This is a genomic window from Jatrophihabitans sp. sgz311053 (genome assembly GCF_056135305.1).
Genome location: NZ_JBWAXP010000001.1, coordinates 645,702 through 668,753, shown reverse-complemented (window position 1 = coordinate 668,753; position 23,052 = coordinate 645,702). Strand labels below are relative to the sequence as shown.

General features: G+C 70.2%; 24 protein-coding genes. 11 read left to right on the top strand and 13 right to left on the bottom strand.

The window, feature by feature from the left end; all coding sequences use genetic code 11:
• Positions 1–22: 22 nt before the first annotated feature.
• Entirely contained in the window at positions 23–199 is a 177-nt protein-coding gene (locus AC0NZQ_RS02840; RefSeq protein ID WP_474528127.1) for a DUF1059 domain-containing protein, read from the bottom strand.
• Between the two features lie 283 nt (positions 200–482).
• On the opposite strand from AC0NZQ_RS02840, the gene AC0NZQ_RS02835 reads away from it, so the two are divergent.
• The 6 genes from AC0NZQ_RS02835 (at position 483) to AC0NZQ_RS02810 (ending at position 6,564) form a co-directional block, all read left to right on the top strand.
• The gene (locus AC0NZQ_RS02835) at positions 483–2,387 is read left to right on the top strand and encodes a S53 family peptidase (protein WP_474528126.1); all 1,905 of its coding nucleotides are present in this window, start codon (positions 483–485) and stop codon (positions 2,385–2,387) included.
• A gap of 97 nt (positions 2,388–2,484) precedes the next feature.
• On the top strand, positions 2,485–3,747 hold the full coding sequence (locus AC0NZQ_RS02830) for a MurT ligase domain-containing protein (protein ID WP_474528125.1): 1,263 nt from the start codon (positions 2,485–2,487) through the stop codon (positions 3,745–3,747).
• Entirely contained in the window at positions 3,744–4,466 is a 723-nt protein-coding gene (locus AC0NZQ_RS02825; protein WP_474528124.1) for a type 1 glutamine amidotransferase, read from the top strand. The genes AC0NZQ_RS02830 and AC0NZQ_RS02825 overlap by 4 nt, the downstream gene beginning before the upstream one ends.
• 20 nt (positions 4,467–4,486) lie before the next feature.
• Complete coding sequence (locus AC0NZQ_RS02820; RefSeq protein WP_474528123.1) at positions 4,487–5,134, top strand: YgdI/YgdR family lipoprotein; 648 nt, start codon at positions 4,487–4,489, stop codon at positions 5,132–5,134.
• 20 nt (positions 5,135–5,154) lie between these two features.
• Positions 5,155–5,673 carry a peptidylprolyl isomerase gene (locus tag AC0NZQ_RS02815; protein ID WP_474528122.1) on the top strand — a complete coding sequence of 173 codons (519 nt, stop codon included), beginning with the start codon at positions 5,155–5,157 and terminating at the stop codon, positions 5,671–5,673.
• A gap of 3 nt (positions 5,674–5,676) precedes the next feature.
• On the top strand, positions 5,677–6,564 hold the full coding sequence (locus tag AC0NZQ_RS02810) for a rhomboid family intramembrane serine protease (RefSeq protein ID WP_474528121.1): 888 nt from the start codon (positions 5,677–5,679) through the stop codon (positions 6,562–6,564).
• Positions 6,565–6,570: 6 nt separating this feature from the next.
• On the opposite strand, the gene AC0NZQ_RS02805 is transcribed toward AC0NZQ_RS02810, so the two are convergent.
• Both AC0NZQ_RS02805 and AC0NZQ_RS02800 read right to left on the bottom strand, forming a co-directional pair.
• Positions 6,571–7,017, bottom strand: a complete 447-nt coding sequence (locus AC0NZQ_RS02805; RefSeq protein ID WP_474528120.1) for a PH domain-containing protein — start codon at positions 7,015–7,017, stop codon at positions 6,571–6,573.
• Positions 7,018–7,087: 70 nt separating this feature from the next.
• On the bottom strand, positions 7,088–7,363 hold the full coding sequence (locus AC0NZQ_RS02800) for a cell division protein CrgA (RefSeq protein ID WP_474528119.1): 276 nt from the start codon (positions 7,361–7,363) through the stop codon (positions 7,088–7,090).
• 113 nt (positions 7,364–7,476) lie between these two features.
• Here AC0NZQ_RS02800 and AC0NZQ_RS02795 point away from each other — a divergent pair, with 113 nt between their 5' ends.
• The 5 genes from AC0NZQ_RS02795 (at position 7,477) to AC0NZQ_RS02775 (ending at position 15,592) form a co-directional block, all read left to right on the top strand.
• The gene (locus AC0NZQ_RS02795; RefSeq protein ID WP_474528118.1) at positions 7,477–8,256 is read left to right on the top strand and encodes a DUF881 domain-containing protein; all 780 of its coding nucleotides are present in this window, start codon (positions 7,477–7,479) and stop codon (positions 8,254–8,256) included.
• 22 nt (positions 8,257–8,278) lie between these two features.
• Positions 8,279–9,148, top strand: a complete 870-nt coding sequence (locus AC0NZQ_RS02790; protein WP_474528117.1) for a class E sortase — start codon at positions 8,279–8,281, stop codon at positions 9,146–9,148.
• Positions 9,148–9,309, top strand: a complete 162-nt coding sequence (locus tag AC0NZQ_RS02785) for a hypothetical protein (protein WP_474528116.1) — start codon at positions 9,148–9,150, stop codon at positions 9,307–9,309. Before AC0NZQ_RS02790 ends, AC0NZQ_RS02785 begins: the two co-directional genes overlap by 1 nt.
• The gene (locus AC0NZQ_RS02780; RefSeq protein ID WP_474528115.1) at positions 9,306–9,968 is read left to right on the top strand and encodes an aminodeoxychorismate/anthranilate synthase component II; all 663 of its coding nucleotides are present in this window, start codon (positions 9,306–9,308) and stop codon (positions 9,966–9,968) included. The genes AC0NZQ_RS02785 and AC0NZQ_RS02780 overlap by 4 nt, the downstream gene beginning before the upstream one ends.
• Positions 9,969–10,111: 143 nt before the next feature.
• Entirely contained in the window at positions 10,112–15,592 is a 5,481-nt protein-coding gene (locus tag AC0NZQ_RS02775; protein ID WP_474528114.1) for a beta strand repeat-containing protein, read from the top strand.
• A gap of 73 nt (positions 15,593–15,665) precedes the next feature.
• Here AC0NZQ_RS02775 and AC0NZQ_RS02770 read toward each other — a convergent pair whose 3' ends face one another.
• The 10 genes from AC0NZQ_RS02770 to AC0NZQ_RS02725 form a co-directional block, all read right to left on the bottom strand.
• Positions 15,666–16,196, bottom strand: a complete 531-nt coding sequence (locus AC0NZQ_RS02770) for a phage tail protein (protein ID WP_474528112.1) — start codon at positions 16,194–16,196, stop codon at positions 15,666–15,668.
• Between the two features lie 16 nt (positions 16,197–16,212).
• The gene (locus AC0NZQ_RS02765; RefSeq protein WP_474528111.1) at positions 16,213–16,707 is read right to left on the bottom strand and encodes a phage tail protein; all 495 of its coding nucleotides are present in this window, start codon (positions 16,705–16,707) and stop codon (positions 16,213–16,215) included.
• A gap of 13 nt (positions 16,708–16,720) precedes the next feature.
• On the bottom strand, positions 16,721–17,233 hold the full coding sequence (locus tag AC0NZQ_RS02760; RefSeq protein ID WP_474528110.1) for a phage tail protein: 513 nt from the start codon (positions 17,231–17,233) through the stop codon (positions 16,721–16,723).
• The gene (locus tag AC0NZQ_RS02755; RefSeq protein ID WP_474528109.1) at positions 17,230–17,739 is read right to left on the bottom strand and encodes a GNAT family N-acetyltransferase; all 510 of its coding nucleotides are present in this window, start codon (positions 17,737–17,739) and stop codon (positions 17,230–17,232) included. Before AC0NZQ_RS02755 ends, AC0NZQ_RS02760 begins: the two co-directional genes overlap by 4 nt.
• The gene (locus tag AC0NZQ_RS02750) at positions 17,736–18,140 is read right to left on the bottom strand and encodes a DUF6916 family protein (RefSeq protein ID WP_474528108.1); all 405 of its coding nucleotides are present in this window, start codon (positions 18,138–18,140) and stop codon (positions 17,736–17,738) included. Before AC0NZQ_RS02750 ends, AC0NZQ_RS02755 begins: the two co-directional genes overlap by 4 nt.
• A 120-nt stretch (positions 18,141–18,260) precedes the next feature.
• Positions 18,261–18,833: an HhH-GPD-type base excision DNA repair protein gene (locus AC0NZQ_RS02745; protein WP_474528107.1), complete on the bottom strand. Its 573-nt coding sequence runs from the start codon at positions 18,831–18,833 to the stop codon at positions 18,261–18,263.
• Between the two features lie 15 nt (positions 18,834–18,848).
• Positions 18,849–19,697 carry a carbohydrate ABC transporter permease gene (locus tag AC0NZQ_RS02740; protein ID WP_474528106.1) on the bottom strand — a complete coding sequence of 283 codons (849 nt, stop codon included), beginning with the start codon at positions 19,695–19,697 and terminating at the stop codon, positions 18,849–18,851.
• Complete coding sequence (locus AC0NZQ_RS02735; RefSeq protein WP_474528105.1) at positions 19,697–20,683, bottom strand: carbohydrate ABC transporter permease; 987 nt, start codon at positions 20,681–20,683, stop codon at positions 19,697–19,699. Before AC0NZQ_RS02735 ends, AC0NZQ_RS02740 begins: the two co-directional genes overlap by 1 nt.
• A gap of 4 nt (positions 20,684–20,687) precedes the next feature.
• Positions 20,688–21,938: an ABC transporter substrate-binding protein gene (locus tag AC0NZQ_RS02730; protein ID WP_474528104.1), complete on the bottom strand. Its 1,251-nt coding sequence runs from the start codon at positions 21,936–21,938 to the stop codon at positions 20,688–20,690.
• 50 nt (positions 21,939–21,988) lie between these two features.
• On the bottom strand, positions 21,989–23,050 hold the full coding sequence (locus AC0NZQ_RS02725; protein ID WP_474528103.1) for a PfkB family carbohydrate kinase: 1,062 nt from the start codon (positions 23,048–23,050) through the stop codon (positions 21,989–21,991).
• Positions 23,051–23,052: the final 2 nt, after the last annotated feature.

Here is a 23,052-nt window from a genome sequence, read left to right as displayed (position 1 = left end):
ACATCGTGGGCCGGTCGCGGGTTCAGTCGACCGTCGCGATATGCGAACGCACGGCCGCGACGACCTCCGCCGGGATGTCAGTCATCCCGTGGTCGACCCGGGCGTGTGCAGCCACGCGCGCCAGGATGTCGTCCTCGGTCGGACAGACCCAGCTCGCTTCGCAGCCGGGGACGACGTCCCCACAGGAGAACTTCTTCATACCGGACCCCACCCCCGGTCAGGTCGACGTCTGATGCGCCGCTCCTTACCGAAAGTAATCGCCATATGAATCTCGTGTAAAGCAAATCCGGCGTCCAGACGCAAGGCTGACGTCTCCGGAAGAAAATGACTGTCACCAATTGACCACATCTGACCTATGCACGGTCGCCGGCAGCCCCGTAGCGTACGAGCAACCTAGGTGTCTGTTAAGAGTCCGAGGCATCACGAGCGCCGCGGTCTCGAGACAGCGCGAACGACAGCTCAACGGATTAACTGGAGGCAACATGCACAAACGCGGACTCACCGCGGCGACGATCACCGCCACGACGGTGCTCGCCCTCGCGGTCGCCGCGACCGGGGACGCTTCCGCGGCCCCGGCCCCCGCCGCGGTTCCGAGCACGAAGCCGACCTGGACCTCGCACGCCCGCAACCTGGGCCACGTGAAGTCGTCGGCGCGGGTCTCGGGCCGGGTCTACCTGGCTCCGCGGGGCGGGCTTGCCGCCGCGAAACAGTTCGCGACGGCGGTGTCGACGCCCGGTTCGGCCAGCTACGGCCATTACCTCACGGCCGCTCAGTACCGCGCGCGGTTCCAGCCCACCTCCACCACCGTCCGGACGGTGTCGCGCTACCTGCGCCAGAGCGGCTTCACGGTCGGCCGGGTCGGCGCCGCCAACCGCTTCATCACCATCAGCGGCTCGGCCAAGGCCGCCCACACCGCGTTCCGCGCGCAGCTCAACCGCTACCGCCACGCGGGCCACACGGTGCAGGCGCCGGCTCACGCCCTGACCGTGCCGGCCTCGCTGCGCAGCTCGATCCTCACCATCACCGGCTTCGACACCTCCCCGAAGCGGATGGCGCCCGCCAGCAAGCCGGCCGACCCGCCGGCCGCGGGATACCGCAACGCACGTCCGTGCTCGCGCTACTACGGCCAGATCGCGGCGAAGTACCAGGCCGACTACAAGACCAAGCTGCCGCAGTTCCAGGGCAAGACGCTGCCCTACGCGCCGTGTGGCTACGTCGGCTCGCAGTACCGCGCCGCCTACGAGGGGGCGGACAACACGCTGGACGGCAGCGGCATCACGGTGGCGATCACCGACGCCTACGCCTCGCCGACGATCACCAGCGACATCGCGACCTACGCCGACAACCAGGGCGACGCGCCGTACGCGAAGGGCCAGTACCGCGAGTCGAACGCCCCGGCCTTCACCAACCAGAAGGAGTGCGGCGCCAGCGGTTGGTACGGCGAGCAGACCCTCGACGTCGAGGCCGTCCACGCCATGGCTTCCGGTGCCAAGATCCAGTACTACGGCGCGGCCAGCTGCAACGACGACGACTTCCTCGACGCCCTGGCCGCCGTGGTCCATGACAACGACGCCCAGCTGGTGACGAACTCGTGGGGCAGCACCGAGTCCGACGAGTCGGCTGACTCCGTTCCCGCCTACGAGGCCGTCTTCGTGCAGGGCGCTGCGCAGGGCATCAGCTTCATGTTCTCCTCGGGAGACAACGGCGACGAGGTGGCCAACACCGGTCTCAAGCAGGCCGACTACCCGACCTCCGACCCGTACGTCACCTCCGTCGGTGGCACCGCCACCGCGATCGGCGCCGACGGCAGCATCGGCTTCCAGACCGGTTGGGGCACCAACAGCGCCGCGCTCTCGTCCGACGGCAAGTCGTGGGGCCCGACGTCCTACCTCTACGGCGCCGGCGGCGGTTCGTCCGCCCTCTTCAACCGTCCGGACTACCAGGACGGGGCCACCCGTAGCCCGTACCGCCAGGTCCCGGACGTCGCCATGGACGCCGACCCGCAGACCGGCATGCTGATCGGTATCACGCAGACCTTCAGTGACGGCGTCTACTACGACGAGTACCGCATCGGTGGCACGAGCCTCGCCTCGCCGCTCTTCGCGGGCATCACCGCGCTCAAGCTGCAGGCCGGGGCCAAGCGGCTGGGTCTGCTGAACCCGGTGATCTACAAGAACAAGACGCAGTTCACCGACGTCAAGGGCGCGCCGAAGGACGCCGGCGTGGTTCGCGTGAACTTCGTCAACGGCGAGAACGCCAAGGGTGGGCTCTCCTACTCGGTCCGCACCTTCAACCAGGACTCGAGCCTGAAGGTGACCACGGGCTACGACCAGGTCACCGGTGTCGGCGTGCCGAACACCAACTGGTTCACGGCAAAGGCCAGCTAGGCACGGGCCTCACCGCACCTCGGGGACGGGGCGCGCCGCGACGAGCGGCGCGCCCCGTCGTCGTTCCCGGCGTCGACCTTCTCGGTACCGTGGCGCCATGCAGGTACTGGCGGTGTGGCTCGGCAAGCTCACGCTGCTCGCCCTGCGGCTGCTCGGCCGACGCGGCAACGCACTGCCGGGCCTGGTCGTCGAGAAGGTCTTCCCGCGCTACCTCGCCCGGGCTCTGGCGGCTCTGCCCGAGGGCGTCGTGGTGGTGACCGGCACGAACGGCAAGACCACCACCACCAAGATGGTGGCCACCCTGCTTGGTGAGCGGTACCGCGTTCTCACCAACGACACCGGCTCGAACTTCGTGCGCGGCGCGATCACCGCCACGGTCGAGCATGCCTCGTGGACCGGCCGGCTGCGCTACGACGTCGCGGTCTTCGAGCTCGACGAGGCATGGGCCGTCCGTTTCGTGGAACGGGTCGCACCGCGGCACTGCCTCCTGCTCAACGTCATGCGCGACCAGCTCGACCGCTTCGGCGAGATCGACACCACCGCCCGTCTGCTGGGGAAGGTGGCGGCCGCCACCACCGGCCACGTGGTGCTGAACCGCGACGACCAGCGGATCGCCGCGCTGGCCGGCGAGACCGGCGGCGAGGTCAGCTACTACGGCGTCGCGCCGGAGCTGCGGGAGCTCTTCCCCAACGACGAGGAGCTCTACGGCGGTCCGGTGCACCGCTCGTCGCTCCCGGCCGCCGTCGAGCTCCAGTCCCTTCCGGGACCCCAGCGACCCGCGCTGAGCCTGCGTATCGGCGAGCGGACGCATGACGTGGTGCTCCGTGCCGAGGGACCGCACAACGCCCAGAACGCCTGTGGCGCAGCGGCGCTCGCGTTGGCCCTCGGCCTCGACGACGAGACCGTCCTGGCGGGGCTGGCTAAGGTCTACCCCGCCTTCGGCCGCGGCCAGACCTTCGCCGTCGACGGGCGCGCGGTGCAGCTGCAGCTGGTGAAGAACCCCGCCGGCTTCCGGCAGAGCCTGCGGACCCTGGACGCCGGTGCGCCCGAGGCCGTCGTCATCGTCATCAACGACGACTACGCCGACGGCCGGGACGTCTCGTGGCTGTGGGACGTCGACTTCCGCGCCCTCGCCGAGCTGGCGAGCCGGTTCTCGACCTCGGGAACCCGGGCCGCCGACATGGCGGTACGCCTGCGCTACGACGAGGTCGGCACCGACGAGATCGAACCCGAGCTGGAGAAGGCAGTGCGTTCCGCCGTCGCAGCCGTTCCGGAGTCGGGGCGGGTCGTCGTCTTCAGCACCTACACCGCGATGTGGGAGCTGCACGCCGTGCTGCAACGGATCGGGGTGGCGCAGTGACGACCCCGCCGCTGACGCTGGTGCACCTGTACCCGCGCGAGATGAACATCTACGGCGACACCGGCAACGTGCTCATCCTGCGCAAGCGGCTGGAGTGGCGCGGTCTGCCGGTCCGGGTGGTGCCGGTCAGCATCGGAGACCCGCTGCCCAGCGACGCCGACATCCTGCTCGGTGGTGGTGGGCAGGATGCCGCGCAGGGTGACATCGGCGCGGACTTCCATGCCCGCGGCGCCACGCTGCGGGCCATGGCCGACGACGGCGTGGTGATGCTCGCGATCTGCGGCAGCTACCAGATGCTCGGTCACGAATTCGTCACCCACGAGGGACGCCACATCGACGGCGTGGGCGTCCTGGACGTCGTCACCCACGGCAAGCTCGAACGGCTCATCGGCAACAACTGGGTCGACACTCCCGAGGCGGGCCGCCTCGTCGGCTACGAGAACCACAGCGGGCTCACCACGCTCGGCCCCGGCGTCGCACCGCTGGGCCGGACGCAGGCCGGCCGCGGCAACAACGGCACCGACCGCACCGAGGGCGCCGTCCGCGACAACGTGATCGGCACCTACCTGCACGGTCCGGTCCTGGCCAAGAGCCCACGCTTCGCCGACGACCTCCTGCTGCGCGCCTACCGTCGCCGGGGAGTCGATGTCGAGCTCGAACCGCTGGACGACTCGCTCCCGCTACAGGCTGCGAAGGTCGCCGCCGCGCGGCCGCGCTGAACGCGCTCTACCCTCTGTCCGTGAAGCGACTGCTGCCCTTCGCCTGCGCCGGCCTCCTCCTGCTCGCCGGGTGCACCTCGTCGGGGACTCCGACGCCGACCGCCTCGGACGGCCGGACGATCACCAGCACCGTCACCAACACCCGCGACACCGGGACGGACTACCAGCCGCCGAAGCCGGCCGCCGTCAAGCCGCTGCCGCCCGGCAAGGCGACCCCGGCTGGTGAGAAGGACGGCCGGTGCCCGTACATCCGGACGGGGCTGAACCAGGATCCGACGTCCCAGCCGAACGTGGCCGACATCGAGGGCAACCGCATCTATCGGACGACCCGGCTCACGACGCTCACCCCCGTCGGCTGCCGCTTCTACTTCATCGCGCCGCCGTACAACCCGACGGCTGACATCCAACCGCGGACGTTCCCCACGGCCCTGGCCGCGTACAACGCGATGATCCGCACCGCGCAGGCCGGTCGTGAGCTCGCGACCTACAAGGACTTCGTGCCGGGCCTGACGGGCATCAGCTACCGGACCAAGTTCGACCACGGCGACGGCTTCCGGGACTGGGCCTTCGTCTTCGCCAAGGACAGGGTCATGGTCGTCGTCCACACCTCGCAGCCGATCTCGGCCAACGCCCGCTACCTCGCGCAGGCGCTCGCCCCGAAGTTCTGACCGTTTGGCAGGATGGCGTCATGGCCGAGACCCAGATCGCGACCCTGCACACGAGCAAGGGCGACATCCGCATCAACCTGTTCGGCAACCACGCTCCGAAGACGGTGAAGAACTTCGTCGACCTCGCCACCGGGGCGAAGGAGTGGACGCACCCGGGCACCCGGACGAAGACCAACGACCCGCTCTACGACGGCACGGTCTTCCATCGTGTCATCGAGGGCTTCATGATCCAGGGCGGCGACCCGTTGGGTGAGGGCTACGGCGACCCGGGCTACAAGTTCGCCGACGAGTTCCACCCCGAACTCTCCTTCGACCGTCCGTACCTGCTCGCCATGGCGAACTCCGGCCCGAACACCAACGGCTCGCAGTTCTTCATCACGGTGGGCAGGACGCCGCACCTGAACCGTCGTCACACCATCTTCGGTGAGGTGGCCGACGCCGACAGCCGGGCCGTCGTGGACTCCATCGCCACCACCCGTACCGGACGCAACGACAAGCCGGTCGAGCCGATCACCATCAACTCGGTCACCGTCGAGTAGGTCGTGACAGCCGGGGGAGGGGTCACCGGGCTCGGATTCTGTTACCGGCATCCGAACCGGGAGACCGGCGTGCGCTGCGTGCGCTGCGACCGTCCCATCTGTCCGGAGTGCATGCGGGCGGCGTCGGTGGGCTTCCACTGCCCGGACGACGCCCGCGAGGGAGCGCGGTCGGTCCGCGCCCCCCGCACCAGCGTGGGGGCCAAGATCATGGCCTCCCCGCCGTACGTCACCGGCGCGATGCTGCTGCTCAACGTCGCCGGCTACCTCGCGACCGGGCTGCAGCCGCCGGCGACGCTGCGGGACCCGAGCTCGTCGGCGCTGTTCCAGCGACTGCAGCTCTTTCCCCCGCGCGTCGATCAGGGCGCCTTCTACCAGCTGATCACCTCGGCCTTCCTGCACTTCGGCCTGCTCCACATCGCGGCGAACATGCTCGCGCTGGCCTTCACCGGTCCGGCGCTGGAGCGCCTGCTCGGCCACTGGCGGTTCGCGGCGGTGTACCTGCTCAGCGCCCTCGGCGGCGGGGCCTGCGTCTACGTCTTCGAAGCGGAGAACACGGCCACCGCCGGTGCCTCCGGCGCCATCTTCGGCCTCTTCGGCGCCTGCCTGGTCCTCGTCCGGCGCCTCGGTCTCGACCCGCAGTGGCTCGTCGGGACCATCGTGCTGAACTTCGCCATCACCTTCTCGGTGCCGGGCATCTCGCAGTTCGGCCACATCGGCGGCTTCGTCGCCGGCGTGCTCTGCGCCCTCGCCATCGGCGGCCTGCCGCAGCGGCGGGACCGGATCCCGACGCGACTGCAGGCAGGTGGCCTGACCGCGATCCTGGTCGTCCTGGTGGTCGTTGTCGCGGTCCGCACCGCCACCTACGACTCGCCGCCGTTGCCCGCCTGGTGACAGCGCTCAGGTGGTCCGATAGCCGATCGGTGGCCGGAAGGCGTTGATCGCCGCCGCCGCTGCCTCGGGATCGGCACCGAGGGCCCGGCGACTCAGCACGGCGAGCGTCTCGCCCGCGTCGACCTCCAGGGTCACGCTGCGCAACCCGAGCCGGGCTCGGCTGTCCACCCGGACGACCTCGATCTGCTCCCAGGGCAGCGAGACCCGCAGCAGCGGGGAGCGGATGTCGACCCCGTCCGTCGACGCCGCCAGCCGCGGCGAGTACACGACGTCGCCGATGACGAAGGCGAGCAGAACCACCACCCCGACGCCGAAGAGCAGCCGGGACGGGCCGTCGGATGCGACGAGCCCCAGCGCCGCCAGGATCACCGCGCCGACGCCCGCAGCCCACGTGACCCGGCGATCAGGGGCGAAACGCACCGATGCGGCCGGGCCGTTGGGAGAGTTGTCCACAGGCTTGTCCCCAGATGTGGGTAATTACAGCCGTGTAATCACAGGCGTGGAAAACGATGTGGACAAGCCGTCAGCGCCAGCGCACGGCCATGATCAGGCCGAGCAGCATGACGCCGAAACCGATGGCGAAGTTCCAGGAGTGCAGGTCGGCCATCAGCGGCACGTGCGGGCTGGTCCCCGCCGAGGTCAGGTAGTAGACGACCAGGTAGGCCAGCCCCAGCAGCAGGACCACGCCCATGGTGATCGGGTACCAGGTGGGGCTCGGCGCGAGCTGGCGGCTGCGCGGCGCGCTCGACGACGAGCGCACCGGGGCGTCGTTCTTCTTCCGGACCTTGGACTTGGGCACAGTCTCTCCATTGATCGGCGTCACCAGGGGCCGGGCGCGGAGCACCCGGCCGTCGGCCGGACGGCACACTAGTCGTCTAGCGTAGACGCAGCCGTCAGGAGGTGACCCGGCCAATGCGCCGATTTCAGCGCCTGCTCGGGCGGCTCCGACGGGTCGACCCGCGCCCCGGTGGCCGGTGGCGTGCGCTCGTCCCGGTCGTCTGCCTCGTCGCCGGGGTCGGCTTCGCCGCGAGCGCGCGGGACTCCGAGGGCACCGATCTGCGCCCGCCGAGTATCACCAGCCTCGCCGACACTGTCCGTCGCGCCGAGGTCGGAGTCCGGGATCTGGACGCCCGGGTGCGGCAACTGCAGGCGCAGGTCAACAAGCTCACCGGCGATGTCGGCAACCGGGACTCCGCCGTCGCGGCGCTGCAGCGGCAGGCGCAGCCACTGCGGCTGCCGGCCGGGCTGCGGGCCGTCAGCGGCCCCGGCGTCGAGGTCGTCCTGGACGACGCGCCGGCCGACACCACCGACCAGGCCGGCGACGACGCGACGGTGGCGAACCAGAAGGTCGTCCACCAGTCCGACCTGCAGGCCGTGGTGAACGCGCTCTGGGCCGGTGGCGCCGAGGCGATGTCCATCGCCGGCCAACGCGTCATCGCGACTTCGGCGGTCCGATGCGTCGGCAACACCCTGCTGCTCAACGGCGAGGTGTACTCGCCGCCGTTTCGGGTTGCGGCCATCGGACCGTCCCGCACAATGCTGGACAGGCTCGACGCCTCGAGAGGGGTCAGCGAGTTCAAAGAGGCCGCGGCGTACTACGGACTCGGATACACCGTCGAGACGACGGGTTCGCTGCGGCTGCCGGCCTATCAGGGCTCGGTGTCGTTGAACTACGCGAAGGCAGGCAGATGAGGACCGATCCGGGGATCGCGCGATGACCGACGACACGCTCGTCGCCGAGCCACCCGCTCCGCCACCACCCGGGCCGCCGCGGACGACCACCGGGGACCGGGTGCGCTTCGTGCTGCGCGGGATCGGCCAGACCCTCATCACGCTCGGCCTCGTCGTCCTGCTCTTCGTGGTCTACGAGGTCTGGATCACCAGCATCTTCGCCCGCGACGACAACGACCGCATCGCCCACAAGCTGGAACAGCAGTGGGACGACCCCGCCCTGGCCCTGCCCGGCGGCGGAGGGGGCACCATCCCGCTGGGATCGGGCGTCGCCAACATCTACATCCCGCGCTTCGGCAGCGACTACCACTGGACGATCGTCGAGGGCACCGGGCTCGACCAGCTCGAGGAGGGACCCGGCCACTACTCGCGCACCGTCATGCCGGGCAAGGTCGGCAACTTCGGCGTCGCCGGTCACCGCGTGGGCAAGGGCGAGCCCTTCCTCAACCTCGACAAGCTCCGGACCAACGACCCGGTGATCGTCGAGACCCGGACCACCTGGTTCGTCTACCGGGTTCTCGGCTCCCCCGCGGGCCAGGATCCGCAGGGCAAGCTCGCGACCGTGCCGGCGAAGACCAGCTCCGGCCAGGCGACGACGGTGAAGATCCCCGGCCGGGAGATCGTCGATCCCTCGGCGGGTCGGGTGCTGCTGCCCGTCCCGAACAACCCGGATCTGCAGCCCGTCGAACGGCTGATGACGATGACGACCTGCCACCCGAAGTTCACGGCGGAGAAGCGCATGATCGTCCACGCCCGCTACGCCGGGCAGTACTCCGCGCTCGATGCGCAGGGCAAGCACGTGAAGACCATGCCCGGGCCGATCAAGGCCCTCTATTCGGCGCAGGTGGGCTGATGTACGTCTGGATCTGGCGGCACCTGCCGGGCAACCTGGCCCTCAAGCTGCTGCAGACACTGCTGCTCGTGGCCGCCGTCTGCGCCCTGCTGCTCTTCGTCGTCTTCCCGTGGATCGAGCCGAAGCTGCCCATCAACGACGTCACGGTGCCCGGCTCATGACCAGCGCGAAGATCCTGGTCGTCGACAACTACGACAGCTTCGTCTACAACCTCGTCCAGTACCTGGGGCAGCTCGGCGCCGAGGTCATCGTCCGCCGCAACGACGCCGTCCGCCCGAGCGAGCTGGACGACCTCGGTGTCTCGGGAGTGCTGGTCTCACCCGGGCCGGGAACCCCGGCCGAGGCCGGCGAGTCGATGGCCTTCGTCGAGGTCTGCGCCGAACGGGCCCTTCCGCTCTTCGGTGTCTGCCTCGGACACCAGGCCATCGGCGCGGTCTTCGGGGCACCGGTGGTCCGGGCCCCCGAGCTGCTGCACGGCAAGACCAGCGATGTCGAACACGGCGGCAGGGGCGTGCTGGCGGGGCTGCCAACGCCCTTCACCGCAACGCGGTACCACTCGCTGGCGGTCGAGGAGCACGCGCTTCCCGACGAGATCGAGGTGACCGGCCGGACGCCGTCCGGGGTCGTCATGGCCCTGCGTCACCGAACGCTGCCGATCGAGGGTGTGCAGTTCCACCCGGAGTCCGTCCTCACCCAGGGGGGACATCGGATGCTGGCCAACTGGCTGCGCAGCTGCGGTCACGAGGTGGACGAGGCGCTCGTGGCCTCGCTCGGCGACGAGGTCGACACCATGCGCGCCTCCGCCTTCCTCCCCGCCTGAGGCCGGCACGCCCCGGGGTGGGTGGGCGCAGTCGTGCCGAAACGGGACGTCAGTCCCTATCGTCGGGGCCGGTCGGTGAGGTTAGGTCTGCGTGAGTTTGTGGGTGCACTGGTCGCACCCGCTCGCCTGACCAAGGATGTCGCATGCGCCTGCCCCGCCGCCGGATCGTCTCTGTCGTCACCGTTGCGGCGCTCGCGCTGTCGATCGACGCCGTCGTCAACGTCGCCCCGGCCAACGCCGCCACGACGCTGAACGTCAACACCACCAGCGACACGGCGACCAACGCCGGCGCCTGCGGCAGCTCGTCCATCACCACGCCGCCGCCGACCTTGAGCCTGCGCGAGGCGACCTGCCTGGCCAACAACATCGGCGGGACGGTGACGATCAACGTCCCCGGCGGCACCTACTCCTTGGACAACGGCGAGCTCAAGCTCGGCGGCTCCGGTAACAGCGTCACCATCGCCGGCGCGGGCAGCGGCAGCACCGTGCTGGACGGCAAGAGCGCCAGCCGCATCTTCAACATCGACGAGGACTTCGCCGGCGGCGTCAGCACCACCTTCACCAACCTGACGCTCACCAACGGCTGGAACGGCGACTTCGGCGGTGGCGCGATCCTCGCCGGCAGTGACACCAATGCGACGCCGGACACCCTCACGCTCAGCAATGTGGTTGTCAGCAACAGCACCGCCGTCGGCGAGTACCAGCCAGGTGGCGGGGTCCAGATGTACGGCGGCCGCCTCACCGTCGTGAACTCGTCCTTCACGCAGAACCAGTCGAACACCAGCGGATCGGCGATCTTCTACCAGTCGGTGAACGGACCGAGCACAGACTCGGCCTCGATCACCGGCAGCACCTTCACCTACAACGCGGTCAGCAACAGCGGATCCTCCGGCACCAGCGGTGGCGCCGTCGCCGTCCAGGGGACGCCCAGCTCGACCTACACGGTCAGCAACTCGCGGTTCAGCAACAACACCGCCTCCGGACCGAGTGCCCAGCCGGGCACCGGCGGCGCGATCTACCAGCCGAGCGGCAGCCTCACCGTCACCGAGAGCACCTTCACCGGCAACGCGATCGCGGGCTCCAGTTCGGTGGGTGCGGCCATCTACTCCGCGGCGACCGCGACGCTGCACTACAACCGGATCTCCGGCAACAGTGGCGTCCCCGCCGTCTACCAGTCCGGCGGCAGCAGCAACGCCACGGACAACTGGTGGGGTTGCAACGCCGGGCCGAACAACTCCGGCTGCGACACCGTCGGCGGCTCCGGCGGCAGCATCACCATCAGCCCCCGGCTCGTGCTGACCGCGTCGGCCAGCCCGGCCACCGTGGTCGGACCCAACGCCACCGCGACGGTGACGGGATCGCTGCGGGTGGACTCGGCCGGTACGGACGTCGGTGCCTCCAACATGGACGCCTTCGCGACCCTCCCCCTCACCTTCGCCGATCCGGCGGGCGACGCCACCGTCACCTCGAGTCCCGGCAGCCACTCCGCTCCCCTCGGCAGCGGACAGGCGGCCATCGACTACCACTCGGGAACGGTCTCGGGCCCGAACCCGGTCAACGTCAGCTTCGACAACGCCACCGCCACCGCCGCTCTCACGGTGAACCGCGCCCCCGCGATCACCAGCCCCAACAGCGCCTCCTTCACCACGGGACAGAGCGGCAGCTTCACCGTCACGACCACCGGTTATCCGGCGAGTGCGATCAGCAGCAGCGGCACCCTGCCCACCGGATTGAGCTTCGTCGACAACGGCAACGGCACCGCCACGATCTCGGGCACCCCCAGCGGCGCCGGCGGCAACTTCCCGCTCAACCTGACCGCGAACAACGGCGTCAGCCCCAACGCGACGCAGACCCTCACCCTGGCCGTTGGCCAGGCGCCCAGCTTCACCAGCCCGGCCACCGCCACCTTCAGGATCGGGACGGCCGGCAGCTTCACGGTCACCACCTCGGGCAATCCGACCGTCTCGACCATCACGGAGTCCGGCACGCTGCCGGCCGGCATCACCTTCACCGACAACGGCGACGGCACTGCCACGCTGGCCGGCACCCCGACCGGGTCAGGAGCCACCTATCCGGTGACGCTGGGTGCGACCAACGGCATCAGCCCCGACGCTTCGCAGAGCCTCACCGTCCAGGTCAACCAGGCGCCTGCGGTCACGACCAACCCGAGCGACCAGACGGTGCAGCCAGGGACGTCGGTGACCTTCAGCGCGGCGGCGAGCGGTGTCCCGACGCCCACGGTCCGCTGGCAGGTCTCCACCGACGGCACCACGTTCTCGAACATCTCCGGCGCCACCTCGACGAGCTACACGCACACGGCGACCGCCGGTGAGGACGGCAACGAGTACCGCGCGGTCTTCACGAACAGCGCCGGCACCGCCACCACGACCGCGGCCACGCTGCGCGTCGGCACGGCGCCCGCCTTCACCAGCGCGGACAACAGCAGGTTCCGGGTGGGGGCCGCGGGCTCCTTCTCGATCACGACCTCGGGCGTGCCGAACGCGACGCTCTCGCGGACCGGCGCCCAGTTCCCGGCCTGGCTCACCCTCACCGACAACGGCGACGGCACCGGCACGCTCACCGGCACGCCGCCGGCGGGCAGCGGTGGCAGCTACACCTTCACCCTGAAGGCGAGCAACGGCTTCAGCCCGTCGGCCAGCCAGTCCTTCACGCTCTTCGTGGACCAGTCGCCGGTCATCACCAGCGCGGACCACACCACCTTCACGGTGGGGACGGCCGGCAGCTTCGCCGTCACCACCACGGCGGGCTACCCGACCAGCACCTCGCTCACCAGGACCGGAACGCTGCCGAGCGGGGTGACATTCACCGACAACGGGGACGGCACCGCGACCCTCGCCGGCACGCCCGCCGCGGGTACCGGGGGCAGTTACCCGCTCACCGTCTCGGCGACGGCCTCCGGCGGCACCGCGGCCAGCGCCACCCAGAGCTTCACGCTCACCGTCCGGCAGGCGCCGCGCATCACCAGCGCCGACCACGCCACGCTCTCGGTCGGTGCGGCCGGCAGCGTCACCGTCACCACGGCGGCCGGCAACCCGGCCGCCACCACGATCACGAAGTCCGGGACGCTGCCGGCCGGGGTGACCTTCACCGACAACGGCGACGGCACCGCCACGATCGCCGGAACCCCGAATGCCGGCAGCGGTGGCGTGTACACGCTCGCCCTCACCGCAAGCAACGGCATCGCCCCGGACGCCTCGCAGACCTTCACGCTCACGGTGACCGAGCCGGCGCGCATCACGAGCACCGACCACGCCACCTTCCGCGTCGGCACGGCGGCGGCCTTCACCGTGACGACCGCTGGTGGCGAACCGGCAGCGGTGACCCTCACCAAGAGCGGCACGCTGCCGGCAGGGGTGACCTTCACCGACAACGGTGACGGGACCGCCACCCTCGGCGGTACCCCGACCGCCTCCGGCTCCTTCGCGATCACCCTCACCGCGGACAACGGCATCGCGCCGGCCGCCACGCAAAGCTTCGTCCTCACCGTGAACGCGCCGCCGACGATCACCAGCACCGACCACGCCGGCCTCGTCGTCGGCACGGCCGGCAGCTTCACCGTGACGACCTCGGCCGGTTACCCCACGGCGCGGACGATCACGGAGACGGGCACGCTGCCGGCCGGGGTCTCCTTCACCGACAACGGGGACGGCACCGCAACCCTTACCGGCACGCCCGCGCCGGGTCAGGGTGGCACCTACGCGCTCACCCTCACCGCGGCCAACGGCGTCAGCCCCGCCGCGACGCAGGCCTTCACCCTGACGGTGAAGGAGACCTCGGCCATCACCAGCGCCGACAAGACGACCTTCACGGTCGGCACGGCCGGCAGCTTCACCGTGACCACGTCCGACGGGTTCCCTCCCGCCCGGTCCATCACCGAGACGGGCACGCTGCCGTCCGGGGTCTCGTTCACCGACAACGGGGACGGCACCGCAACCCTCGCCGGTACCCCGGCGGACGGGACCTCGGGCAGCTACGCCATCACCGTCACGGTGACGAACGCCAACGGCAGCTCGCAGCAGGCGTTCACGCTGACGGTGGCGCTTCGGACGCAGACGATCACGAAGACCTCGACCGTGCCGACGTCCCCGGTCGTCGGGGGGTCGTACACCCCTGCCGCCACCGCCACCTCCGGACTGCCGGTGACCATCGCGATCGACGGCGGTGGTACGACCAACAGCGCCTGCTCGCTCTCCGACGGCAAGGTCAGCTTCGACCACGTCGGCCACTGCCGGGTCAGCTACACGCAGGCCGGTAACGGCACCTGGTCCGCCGCGCCGACGATGACCGACGACCTCGACATCGCTGCGGTCGCGACGACCACCAGCCTCACCGCGCAGAGCAGTGCGGTCTACGGCCAGTCCGTCGCCGTCACCGCAGTCGTCGCGGCCGGATCGACTCACCCCGCGGGCACACTGCAGTTTGCGATCGGATCGCGCAATATCGGGTCACCGGTCGCGGTGGACGGTCAGGGCAAGGCGACCAGCCCCGCCCTGCTGAACGCGTCGAACAAGCCGCTCGAGCCGGGTTCGTACACCGTGACGGCCGCCTTCACCCCGTCGGACACGACGGTTTACGGCGCCTCGACGGGCTCGGTCACGCAGGTCGTGGACAAGGCCGCCACCACGACGGCGCTCACCGTGCGCTCCGACGAGCTGCGTGCCGTCGTCACGCCGGTGAGCCCGGGCGTCGGCGACCCGACCGGCACCGCCACCTTCTACGTGGCCGGCAAGTCGGTCGGCTCGGCGACGGTGACGGGCGGGACCGCCGTCCTCGACGTCACGGTGCCCTCCGGTGCGGCTCGGCAGGTCGCCGTCACCTACTCCGGGGACGGTCACTTCACCGGCTCGTCCGATTCGGTGGCTCGCCGCGACCCGACCATCACCGCGTCGGTCTCGTCCGGCACGCCGCGCACGAAGTACGGCTGGTACCGGTCCCCGGTGACCGTCACCTTCCGCTGCACCAGCTCCGGAGCACCGCTCACCGGTCCCTGCCCGGCGGCCGTGACCTTCAGCCGCGACGGTGCGGCGCAGTCGGTGACCAGGACGATCCGCGCCACCGACGGTGGCATGGCGACGGTGACCGTCCGCGGCATCGACGTGGACCGCACGGCACCGTCGGTGAGCGTCGCAGGAGTTCGGAACGGGGCCACCTACTACGGCACCGCGCCGAAGGCGCGCTGCAAGGCGAAGGACGCGCTCTCCGGAATCGCCGGCTGCACGCTCACGGTGCGTGGCGGAGCCAGCGGCACCACCACGTACCGTGCGACCGCGACCGATCGTGCCGGTAACACGCGGACCGTCACGGGCAGCTACCGCGTGGCCGGGATCCAGCTGCAGGGCGCGTCGTACAGCAAGGGTGCGTGGAACATCAAGCCAGGCCGGACGTACACCCTCGTGGTCTTCGCCGACTCGCGGCCGTACTACTACGACGCAGCCGTCTACCCGCGCAAGCCCGGCCCGACCGGCACCTCGTTCCGCAAGGCCGGCTCGGGGCGCTGGACCCTTGCCGTCACCATGAACAAGGGCATGCGCTCGCACACGTACTGGAACCTCGGAGTCAAGATCGGCACGACCCTGCACCGGGTGAAGGTCCGGACGCGCTGAGGCTCGGCGCGCCACGCACAACAGGCCCCGTCACGATCGTCGTGACGGGGCCTGTGGCGTTGCATCTACGGCTTCAAGGACGGGGCGGGAAGACCCCCTGCAGCGCGATGATGAAGGTGACGCAGACGAACGGCGGCATGTTGTTGTGCGGCTGCCCGCCGCCGACGACCTCGCTGGAGAGCGGGTGCATCAGCACGTCCGGGGCGGCGGTGGAGTACCACTGCGTGGTGCCGCGGCCGTAGCTCGCGCGCGCGGGGACGGCGCCGGCGGGGTTGCCGGTGTTGCCGCTGCCGTCCCTGGCCTGCGGTGTGTGGGAGTGGTTGGGCATCTCGCTGTTCAGCAGCGTCACGCTCTGCTCGCCGCCGGACTCGCCGAGGTAGTAGGCGCTCAGCCCCGCGCCCTGGCCCTGCTGGATCGGGAACGCCCCCATGAGGTTCGGCAGCGCGAAGGTGCTCTTGCCGTCGCCACCGTAGTTGGTGCCGAGCAGCGAGAAGAGGGCGGTGTTCTGCGAGATCGGTACCAGCTGCCCGTTGCAGAGGGCCCAGCCGGACGGGGCGAAGGTGCTGCCGAAGGCGCGGATCTCGCCGAGGAAGGGGTCGGTCATGTCAGGCTCCGCCGGGTCAGTTCTGGCTGGGGAAGACGCCGGTGAGGGCGATGATCCAGTTGAGGACGAGGAACGGCGACCGGTTCTCGTGCGGCTGTCCCGATCCCTGCTGCGAGCCGGTGGCCGAGGACATCAGGGTGTTGGGGGCCGTCGCGTAGTTGGCGTCCGGGCTGGCGGCGAGGACGGCACCGGTCGGTACCCCGGTGCCGGCCGTGGACTGTGCCCGGACCTGATGGTTGTGGGCGGGCATCTCGTTGACGGTCAGCGTGTGGGTCCGTTCCCCGCCGCTGGTGCCGACGCTGATGCCCTGGCCCTGATGGATCGGTGACCGCCCGCGCAGATCGGGCAGGGCGAAGTTGGTGACCCCGTCACCGCCGTACCGGGTGCCCAGGAGCGCGAAGAGCGCCTGGTTCTGGTTGATCGGCAGCAGCTGGCCGTTGCAGAACGCCCAGCCCTTCGGGGGGAAGTTGAAGGAGACGAGCTTCAGCTCGGCAAGGTAAGGATCGCCCATGGCGTCCCTCCGATCAGGTCGGGCTCGGGTAGATGCCGTACAGCGAGATGATGAAGTTGACGACGAGGTACGGCGGCATGTTGTCGTGGGGCTGGCTGCCGCCGGTGGCGACCATCGAGGTCGAGTTCATCGCCACCGTCGCGGCCGCGGTGCTGTAGCCGGCGCGCGTCCAGCCGGCCGCCACCGCTCCCGCCGGGCTCGACGTCGTCCCCGGCGTGGAGTTCGCGGCGAGGGCGTGGGAGTGCGCGGGGAGCTGCGCCGTGGTGAGTTGCACCGTCTCCTGTCCACCGGTCTGGCCCAGCGAATAGCTGTCGCCACCCCCGGTCCCGGCGTGGAGCGGTATGCGGGACTGCAGATCCGGCAGGGCGAAGTTGGTCTCGCCGTCCCCGCCGTAGGTCGTGCCGATCAGGTTGAAGAGCGTGTCGTAGTCGTCGATCGCGAGCAGCTGGCCCTGGCAGAGCAGCCAACCTTGGGGGGCGAAGTTGCCGGCGAACATCCTGATCTCGCCGACGTAGGGGTTGCTCATGCGAGGACTCTCGTTGCCGGGGCGGCGGCCATGTGCAGGTAGCCGTCGCCGGTGGACAGGTAGACGAAACCGAGTCGCTCGTAGAGGGCTCGGGCGGGCTGATTGGCCGACCAGACCGCGAGGGTGCAGCGGGTGTCGCGAGCTGCGGCGAGGTCCAGGGCGTGAGCGACGGCGGCCGTGCCGATGCCGCGGCCGCGGTGCTCGACGGCGACGGTGAGGTCGACGATCCGGGTCTCGGCGCCGGCGTCGTCGAGGAGCAGCTGCCCCGCGTCGATCCCGTCCGCCACGAGGATGAGGCACCGCGCCGCAGGATGCGTCTGTGCGTACTGGTGGCAGCGGGCGCGGTACTGGACGTCGAGCAGCGGCGCGCGCAGCTCGGGCGGCAGCACCGTCAGCTCCTCGCGGGACTGGGCGAAGAGCGCGCGGAGGAGGGGCTCGTCCCCCGCGACCGCCGGTCGCAGCGTCACGCCCGGCGACCTGAGCGCCGGCGTGAGCGACGACGTCATGTCGCCGTGATCCGGTTGATCACGGCCTGGACGCTGATCCCACCGCCCACGCCGGAGAGGAAGAGCTCACTGGTCTGCGTGCCGGCCCGGTGCAGCCGGTAGATGCCGTCGTCGAGCTGCCGGCCGTCCACCGGCACGAAGACCAGGGTGAAGCTGTCCTGCTGCCGGGCGCGCGTGATGTGCGGGGAACTGGCGACGGCGACCAAGCGGATGCGGCGTCGCTCGGCGTCGTCGACGGCCAGGAACTGGCGACCGACGAGCTTGGCGTAGTGCGATCGCCGGAGCAGCCGGGCGGGCGCCGGGGCTGCTGCCGCGGCCGGCGAGGCGCTCGTGGCCGTGACCGCCAGCCCGGCGACGGCTGCGCCGGCACCCAGTACGGCGCGTCTGGAAACTTCGTGCACGGTGCTCCTCATCCCAACGCGGATCTAACGCGGGCGCCAGCATATGTGCTGGTCGGGCCGCTCAGAAGGGACTTCCGACCGCTTTCGCTCGGAGTCGCGTGGGGTGAGGGGCGTCGGCTGCTACTTCGTGGCGCTGGCCTTCGCCGCCGCCTTCATCTGCTGCTTGTAGCTGCGGACGGCCTTGCGGGAGTCGTCGTCGACGACATCGGCGATGGAGCGGTGGCCGTCCTTGCCGTAGTCCCCGGCCGCCTCCTGCCAACCGGTGGGGCGGACGTCGAACTGCTTGCCCAGCAGCGCGGCGAAGATCTTGGCCTTCTGCTCGCCAAAACCGGGGAGGGTGCCGATGCGCTTGACCAGATCCTTGCCGTCGGCCGCGCCCTGCCAGACGTTCTCGGCCTCGCCGTCGAACTCGTCGACGAGCAGCTGGGCCAGCGCCTGCGTCCGCTTGGCGAAGGCGGCGGGGAAGCGGTGCAGCGCCGGCGGAGTCCGGAAGATCTCCTCCAGCTGCCCGGGATCGTAGGCGGCGAGCTCACGGGCGTCGAGGCGCTCGACGCCGAGTCGCTCGCGGAGCACCTCCGGCGAGGTGAAGGCCTTCTCCATCGGGATCTGCTGGTCCAGCAGCATGCCGATCAGCAGGGCGAGGGGATCGCGCTCGAGCAGGGCGTTGGCCTCGTCCGTGGTCGCCAGGTGCATGGCTTCGATGCTAGGTCAGCCGTTGACGCCGCTGCGTTCGACGCCCTGCACGAGGTAGCGCTGCAGGACGAGGAAGACCAGCAGCAGTGGGATGATGGAGATCGTCGCGGCGGCGAAGAGCTCGTGCAGGTTGACGGTCTGCGCGGTGATGAAGGTGGACAGCGACAGCTGCACCGTCCACGAGTCCGGATCCTGGGCGATGATGAGCGGCCAGAGGAAGGCGTTCCAGCTGGCCACGAAGGTCAGCGTCCCGACCGCGGCGAAGACCGCCTTGCTGTTGGGCACCACGATCCGCCAGAACGTCCCCCAGTAGCCGAGGCCGTCGACGCGGGCTGCGTCCTCGATCTCGGACGGGAAGCCGAGGAACGACTGCCGGAACAGGAACGCGCCGACCGCGGAGAAGAGGCCGGGGATGATCAGTCCGCGGAACGTGTCGAGCCAGCCGAGGCTGGAGACCACGATGAAGCTGGGCACGAAGGTCACCGCGGCGGGGACGAGCAGCGTCGCCAGCACGAGCCCGAAGACGGCGCGGGCGAACCGGTACGGGATGCGCGCGAGGCCGTACCCGGCCAGCGAGGCGAGCACGAGCGTCCCCACCGTCTGGGCCACCGCCACGATCACGGAGTTGAGCAGGCTCCGCAGCATGGGGACGGCCGGGTCGTCGAAGAGCTCGCTGAAGTTGGACCACCGCAGCGAGCTCGGCACGAATTTCCAGTCCGGCGAGGTGATGTCGGCGTCCGTGGCCAGCTCGTTGCGCAGCAGCAGGTAGAACGGCGTCAGGAAGAGGACGGTCGCTCCGACGAGCAGGACGTAGCGCAGCACCGAGCCGAGACGCTCCCGTGGCGACCGGGCGAGGCGGGCCATCAGGCTGCCGCCTGTCGGGTCTGCCGGGCCGCACGTCGCAGCCGCCGCTCCTCCCGTGCCGACCCCTCGCCGAAGCCGACGAAGCGACCCTGCAGCAGCGCGACGATGCCGATGATCGCGGCGAGGATGACCGCGCCGGCGCTGCCATGGCCGAGATCCTGCTGATCCCCCAGCGCGATGTAGTAGAGGTACACCAGCGGTGGCCGGGCGTAGGGCGGGTAGCCGCTCGACGAGGCGAGCAGGTTGTAGAACTCGTCGAAGGCCTGGAAGGCGTTCACCAGCAGCAGGATCACCACCGCCACCGACGTCCCGCGCAGCTGCGGGAAGGTGATGTGGCGGAAGGTCTGCCAACCGCTGCGGGCGCCGTCCAGGGCAGCCGCCTCGTAGAGCGTGGGCGAGATGCGCTGCAGGCCCGCGAGGAACAAGATCATGTAGAAGCCGAGCTGCAGCCAGAGCCGCACCGTGACGATGACCAGCCAGTACCACGGCGGATGCGTCACCGAGAGCCAGGCGATGGGGTCGGCCCCCGCGGCCCCGAGCACCTGGTTGGCCAGGCCGAAGCGGACGCCGGAGAAGATCGAGAGCTTCCAGATCAGCGCGGCGGCGACGTAGGAGCACGCCACCGGCAGGAAGAAGACCGACCGGAAGAACGACTTGCCCCAGCGCGCCCGGTTGATCAACAGCGCCAGGCCGAGCGAGCCGGCGAAGGTCACCGGCACGATGAAGAGCGCGAAGACGGCGAAGGTCAGCAGGCTGTCACGGAAGGCGGAGTCTTCGAGCAGATCTGCGTAATTGCGCAGACCCACGAACTCGGTCGGCGTCACCGTGTTGTACGCCGAGAAGAACGACAGGTACACCGACCAAGCGATCGGGACGATTACGAAGATCACCAGGCCGACCACGAAGGGCCCGACGAAGATCCAGAACCACAGGTTGCGGTCCTGCACGCCCAGCAGCCGGCGACGCAGGGACGACGGCGCCGTCATCGTCTCAACGACCGATGCGCTTGAGCTCGCTGTTCGCCTTGCTGATCACGGCGCGCAGCTCGGAGCTCGGGTTGGCGCCGTCCTTGATGATGCGGCTGACGGCGTCCTGGTAGGCGGTCTGCGATGCCGGGGTCCAGAGCAGCGGCGTCTGCGCCTTGCCGTAGTCCTTGGCGAAGCGTGCGGCGTCCGCGCCGGTCCCGGTCTGCAGCCCCTTGGCCTTCGGAACGAGGCTGTTCCGTGCCGGAATGTGGAAACCGTAGCTCTGCGCAAAATCCAGCTGGTCGGCGACGTTGTCCACCCAGAGCCACTTCACGTAGGCCTTCGCCTCGTCGATGTGCTTGCTCTTGGCGTTGACGGCCGAACCGTAGGCACCGATGGGAACGCTCGGTGCGCCGACGGAGTCCGAGAGCTTCGGGTACGGCGCGACGCCGAGGTCGTCGCCGAACTTCTTCTGCAGCACGGGGATGTTCCACAGTCCGGTCCACTGCATGGCCGTCAACCCCTGCACGATGGCGGACGGGTCCGACCAGTCCGCCGGAGCACCGAGCAGCAGCGAGCCGCTGCTGAAGAGGGTGCGCAGCTTGCTCAGCGAGGTCGCCGCCGCGGGATCGTCGAAGCCGATCGTGGTGCCATCGGTGAGGTAGTCCAGGCCGGCCGACCAGAGTGCCGGGCCGACGAGCGTGCCGACACCGCCGTCGTTGCCCACGAAGAGTCCCTTGCGGTCCTTCGTCGTCAGCGCCTTGGCTGCGGCGATCAGCTCGTCCACGGTGGTGGGGGCGTCGAGGCCGGCGGCCGAGAGCAGGCTCTTGCGGTAGACGAGCAGCTGCATGTCGATGACCTGCGGGATCGCGTAGAGCGTCCCCTCGTAGGTCATGCGATCGACGATCTGCTTGTTGAAGTCCGAACGCGCGTCGCCCGGCAGGTCGGTCAGTCCGACGACCTGCTTCGCCTTGATCTGGTCGATCGACGGCCCGTTGCCGAACTCCAGGACATCCGGGCCGCCGTCCTTGAGCAGTGCCGCGGCCGCCTTGCGGTCGTAGTCACCGGTGGTCCAGACGACCTGGACGTCGGCCTTGCGGTACGACGAGGCGTACCGCTTCACCGCCTGCTGCACGCCGGCCTCGCCGTACTGGTGGTACCACTGCACCAACCCGCTCGAGCCACGTCCGCTGTTCGAGCCGCAGGCGGCCAGCACGGCGGCCAGGGCCGCGCCCCCGGTGAGACCGAGGAACTGTCGGCGGGTGGTGGTCGTCATCGGGCCTCCTGATCGGCGCTTTCCATGCTTTGTCTAGCGGGAAGGGTATGTCAGGCGTCCGACGTCCGGGCGATGGTGGCACTCGCCCGTCGCACCGAGGCGTGCTCGGCCGGTGCCACCTCGTCGACGAAGGCGTAGCGGGCGGCGACCTCGGCGGCGGTGGTGGAGCTCGCCGCCCGGCTGCGCACGCCCGCGAGCCAGTCCACGATGTCGCCCCAGCCCGGCGCCGCGAGCGAGCCGCCGACGTACTGCACCGACAGCGCGGCACAGAGGTTGGCGAAGGCCAGCCGGCGCTCCAGCGGCCAGCCGTGCTTCGTCCCCAGTACCAGAGCCGCGCCGAAGACGTCGCCGGCGCCGGTCGGGTCGTGGGCGTTGACGGGGAACGTCGGCACCCAGGCCTCCTCTCCGGTCTCCCCGTCGACGGCGATCGCACCCTCGCCCCCGCACGTCACCACGGCGACCGGGACCCGGTCGGCGAGGGCGTGGACGGCGTCGTGCGGGTCGTCGGTGCGGGTGTAGGCCATGGCCTCGACGCTGTTCGGGACGAAGGCGTAGTAGTGCTCGAGCTGGTCCAGCATCGCCGGCGACCACTGCTCGTCCGGGTCCCAGCCCACGTCCGCGAAGAGCCTCATGCCGGTGGCAGCGGCCTGCGCCACCCAGATCTGCGGCTCCGGCTCGAGGTGGACGAAGCCGAAGCGGGCCTCGGGGCGACCCTCGACGAGGGTGCTGGGGGGCAGCGGCGACGGGTGCGCGTGCGTGACCATGGCCCGGTCGCGGTCGAGCACCATCGAGACCGTCACCGGCGTGTGCCAGCCGGGGAAGCGGGCCGACGGGGTGAGGTCGACGCCCTCCTGCTCGGCGAGCGTCGTCCAGCAGAAGTCGGCGTAGACGTCGTCGCCGAAGGCCGCCGAGAGTGTCGTCGACAGACCCAGCCGGCTCGCGGCGATGGCGAGGTTGGCGATGCCGCCGGGACAGGAGCCCATGCCCGCGGCGAGCACCTCGGCGCCACGGGCGGGCGGGGACTCCAGGCCGGTGAGGACGACATCGAGGAAGACGGTGCCCTGCAGCAGCAGGTCGAAGACCGCACCGGGGGAATCGGCGGAATCGGACATCC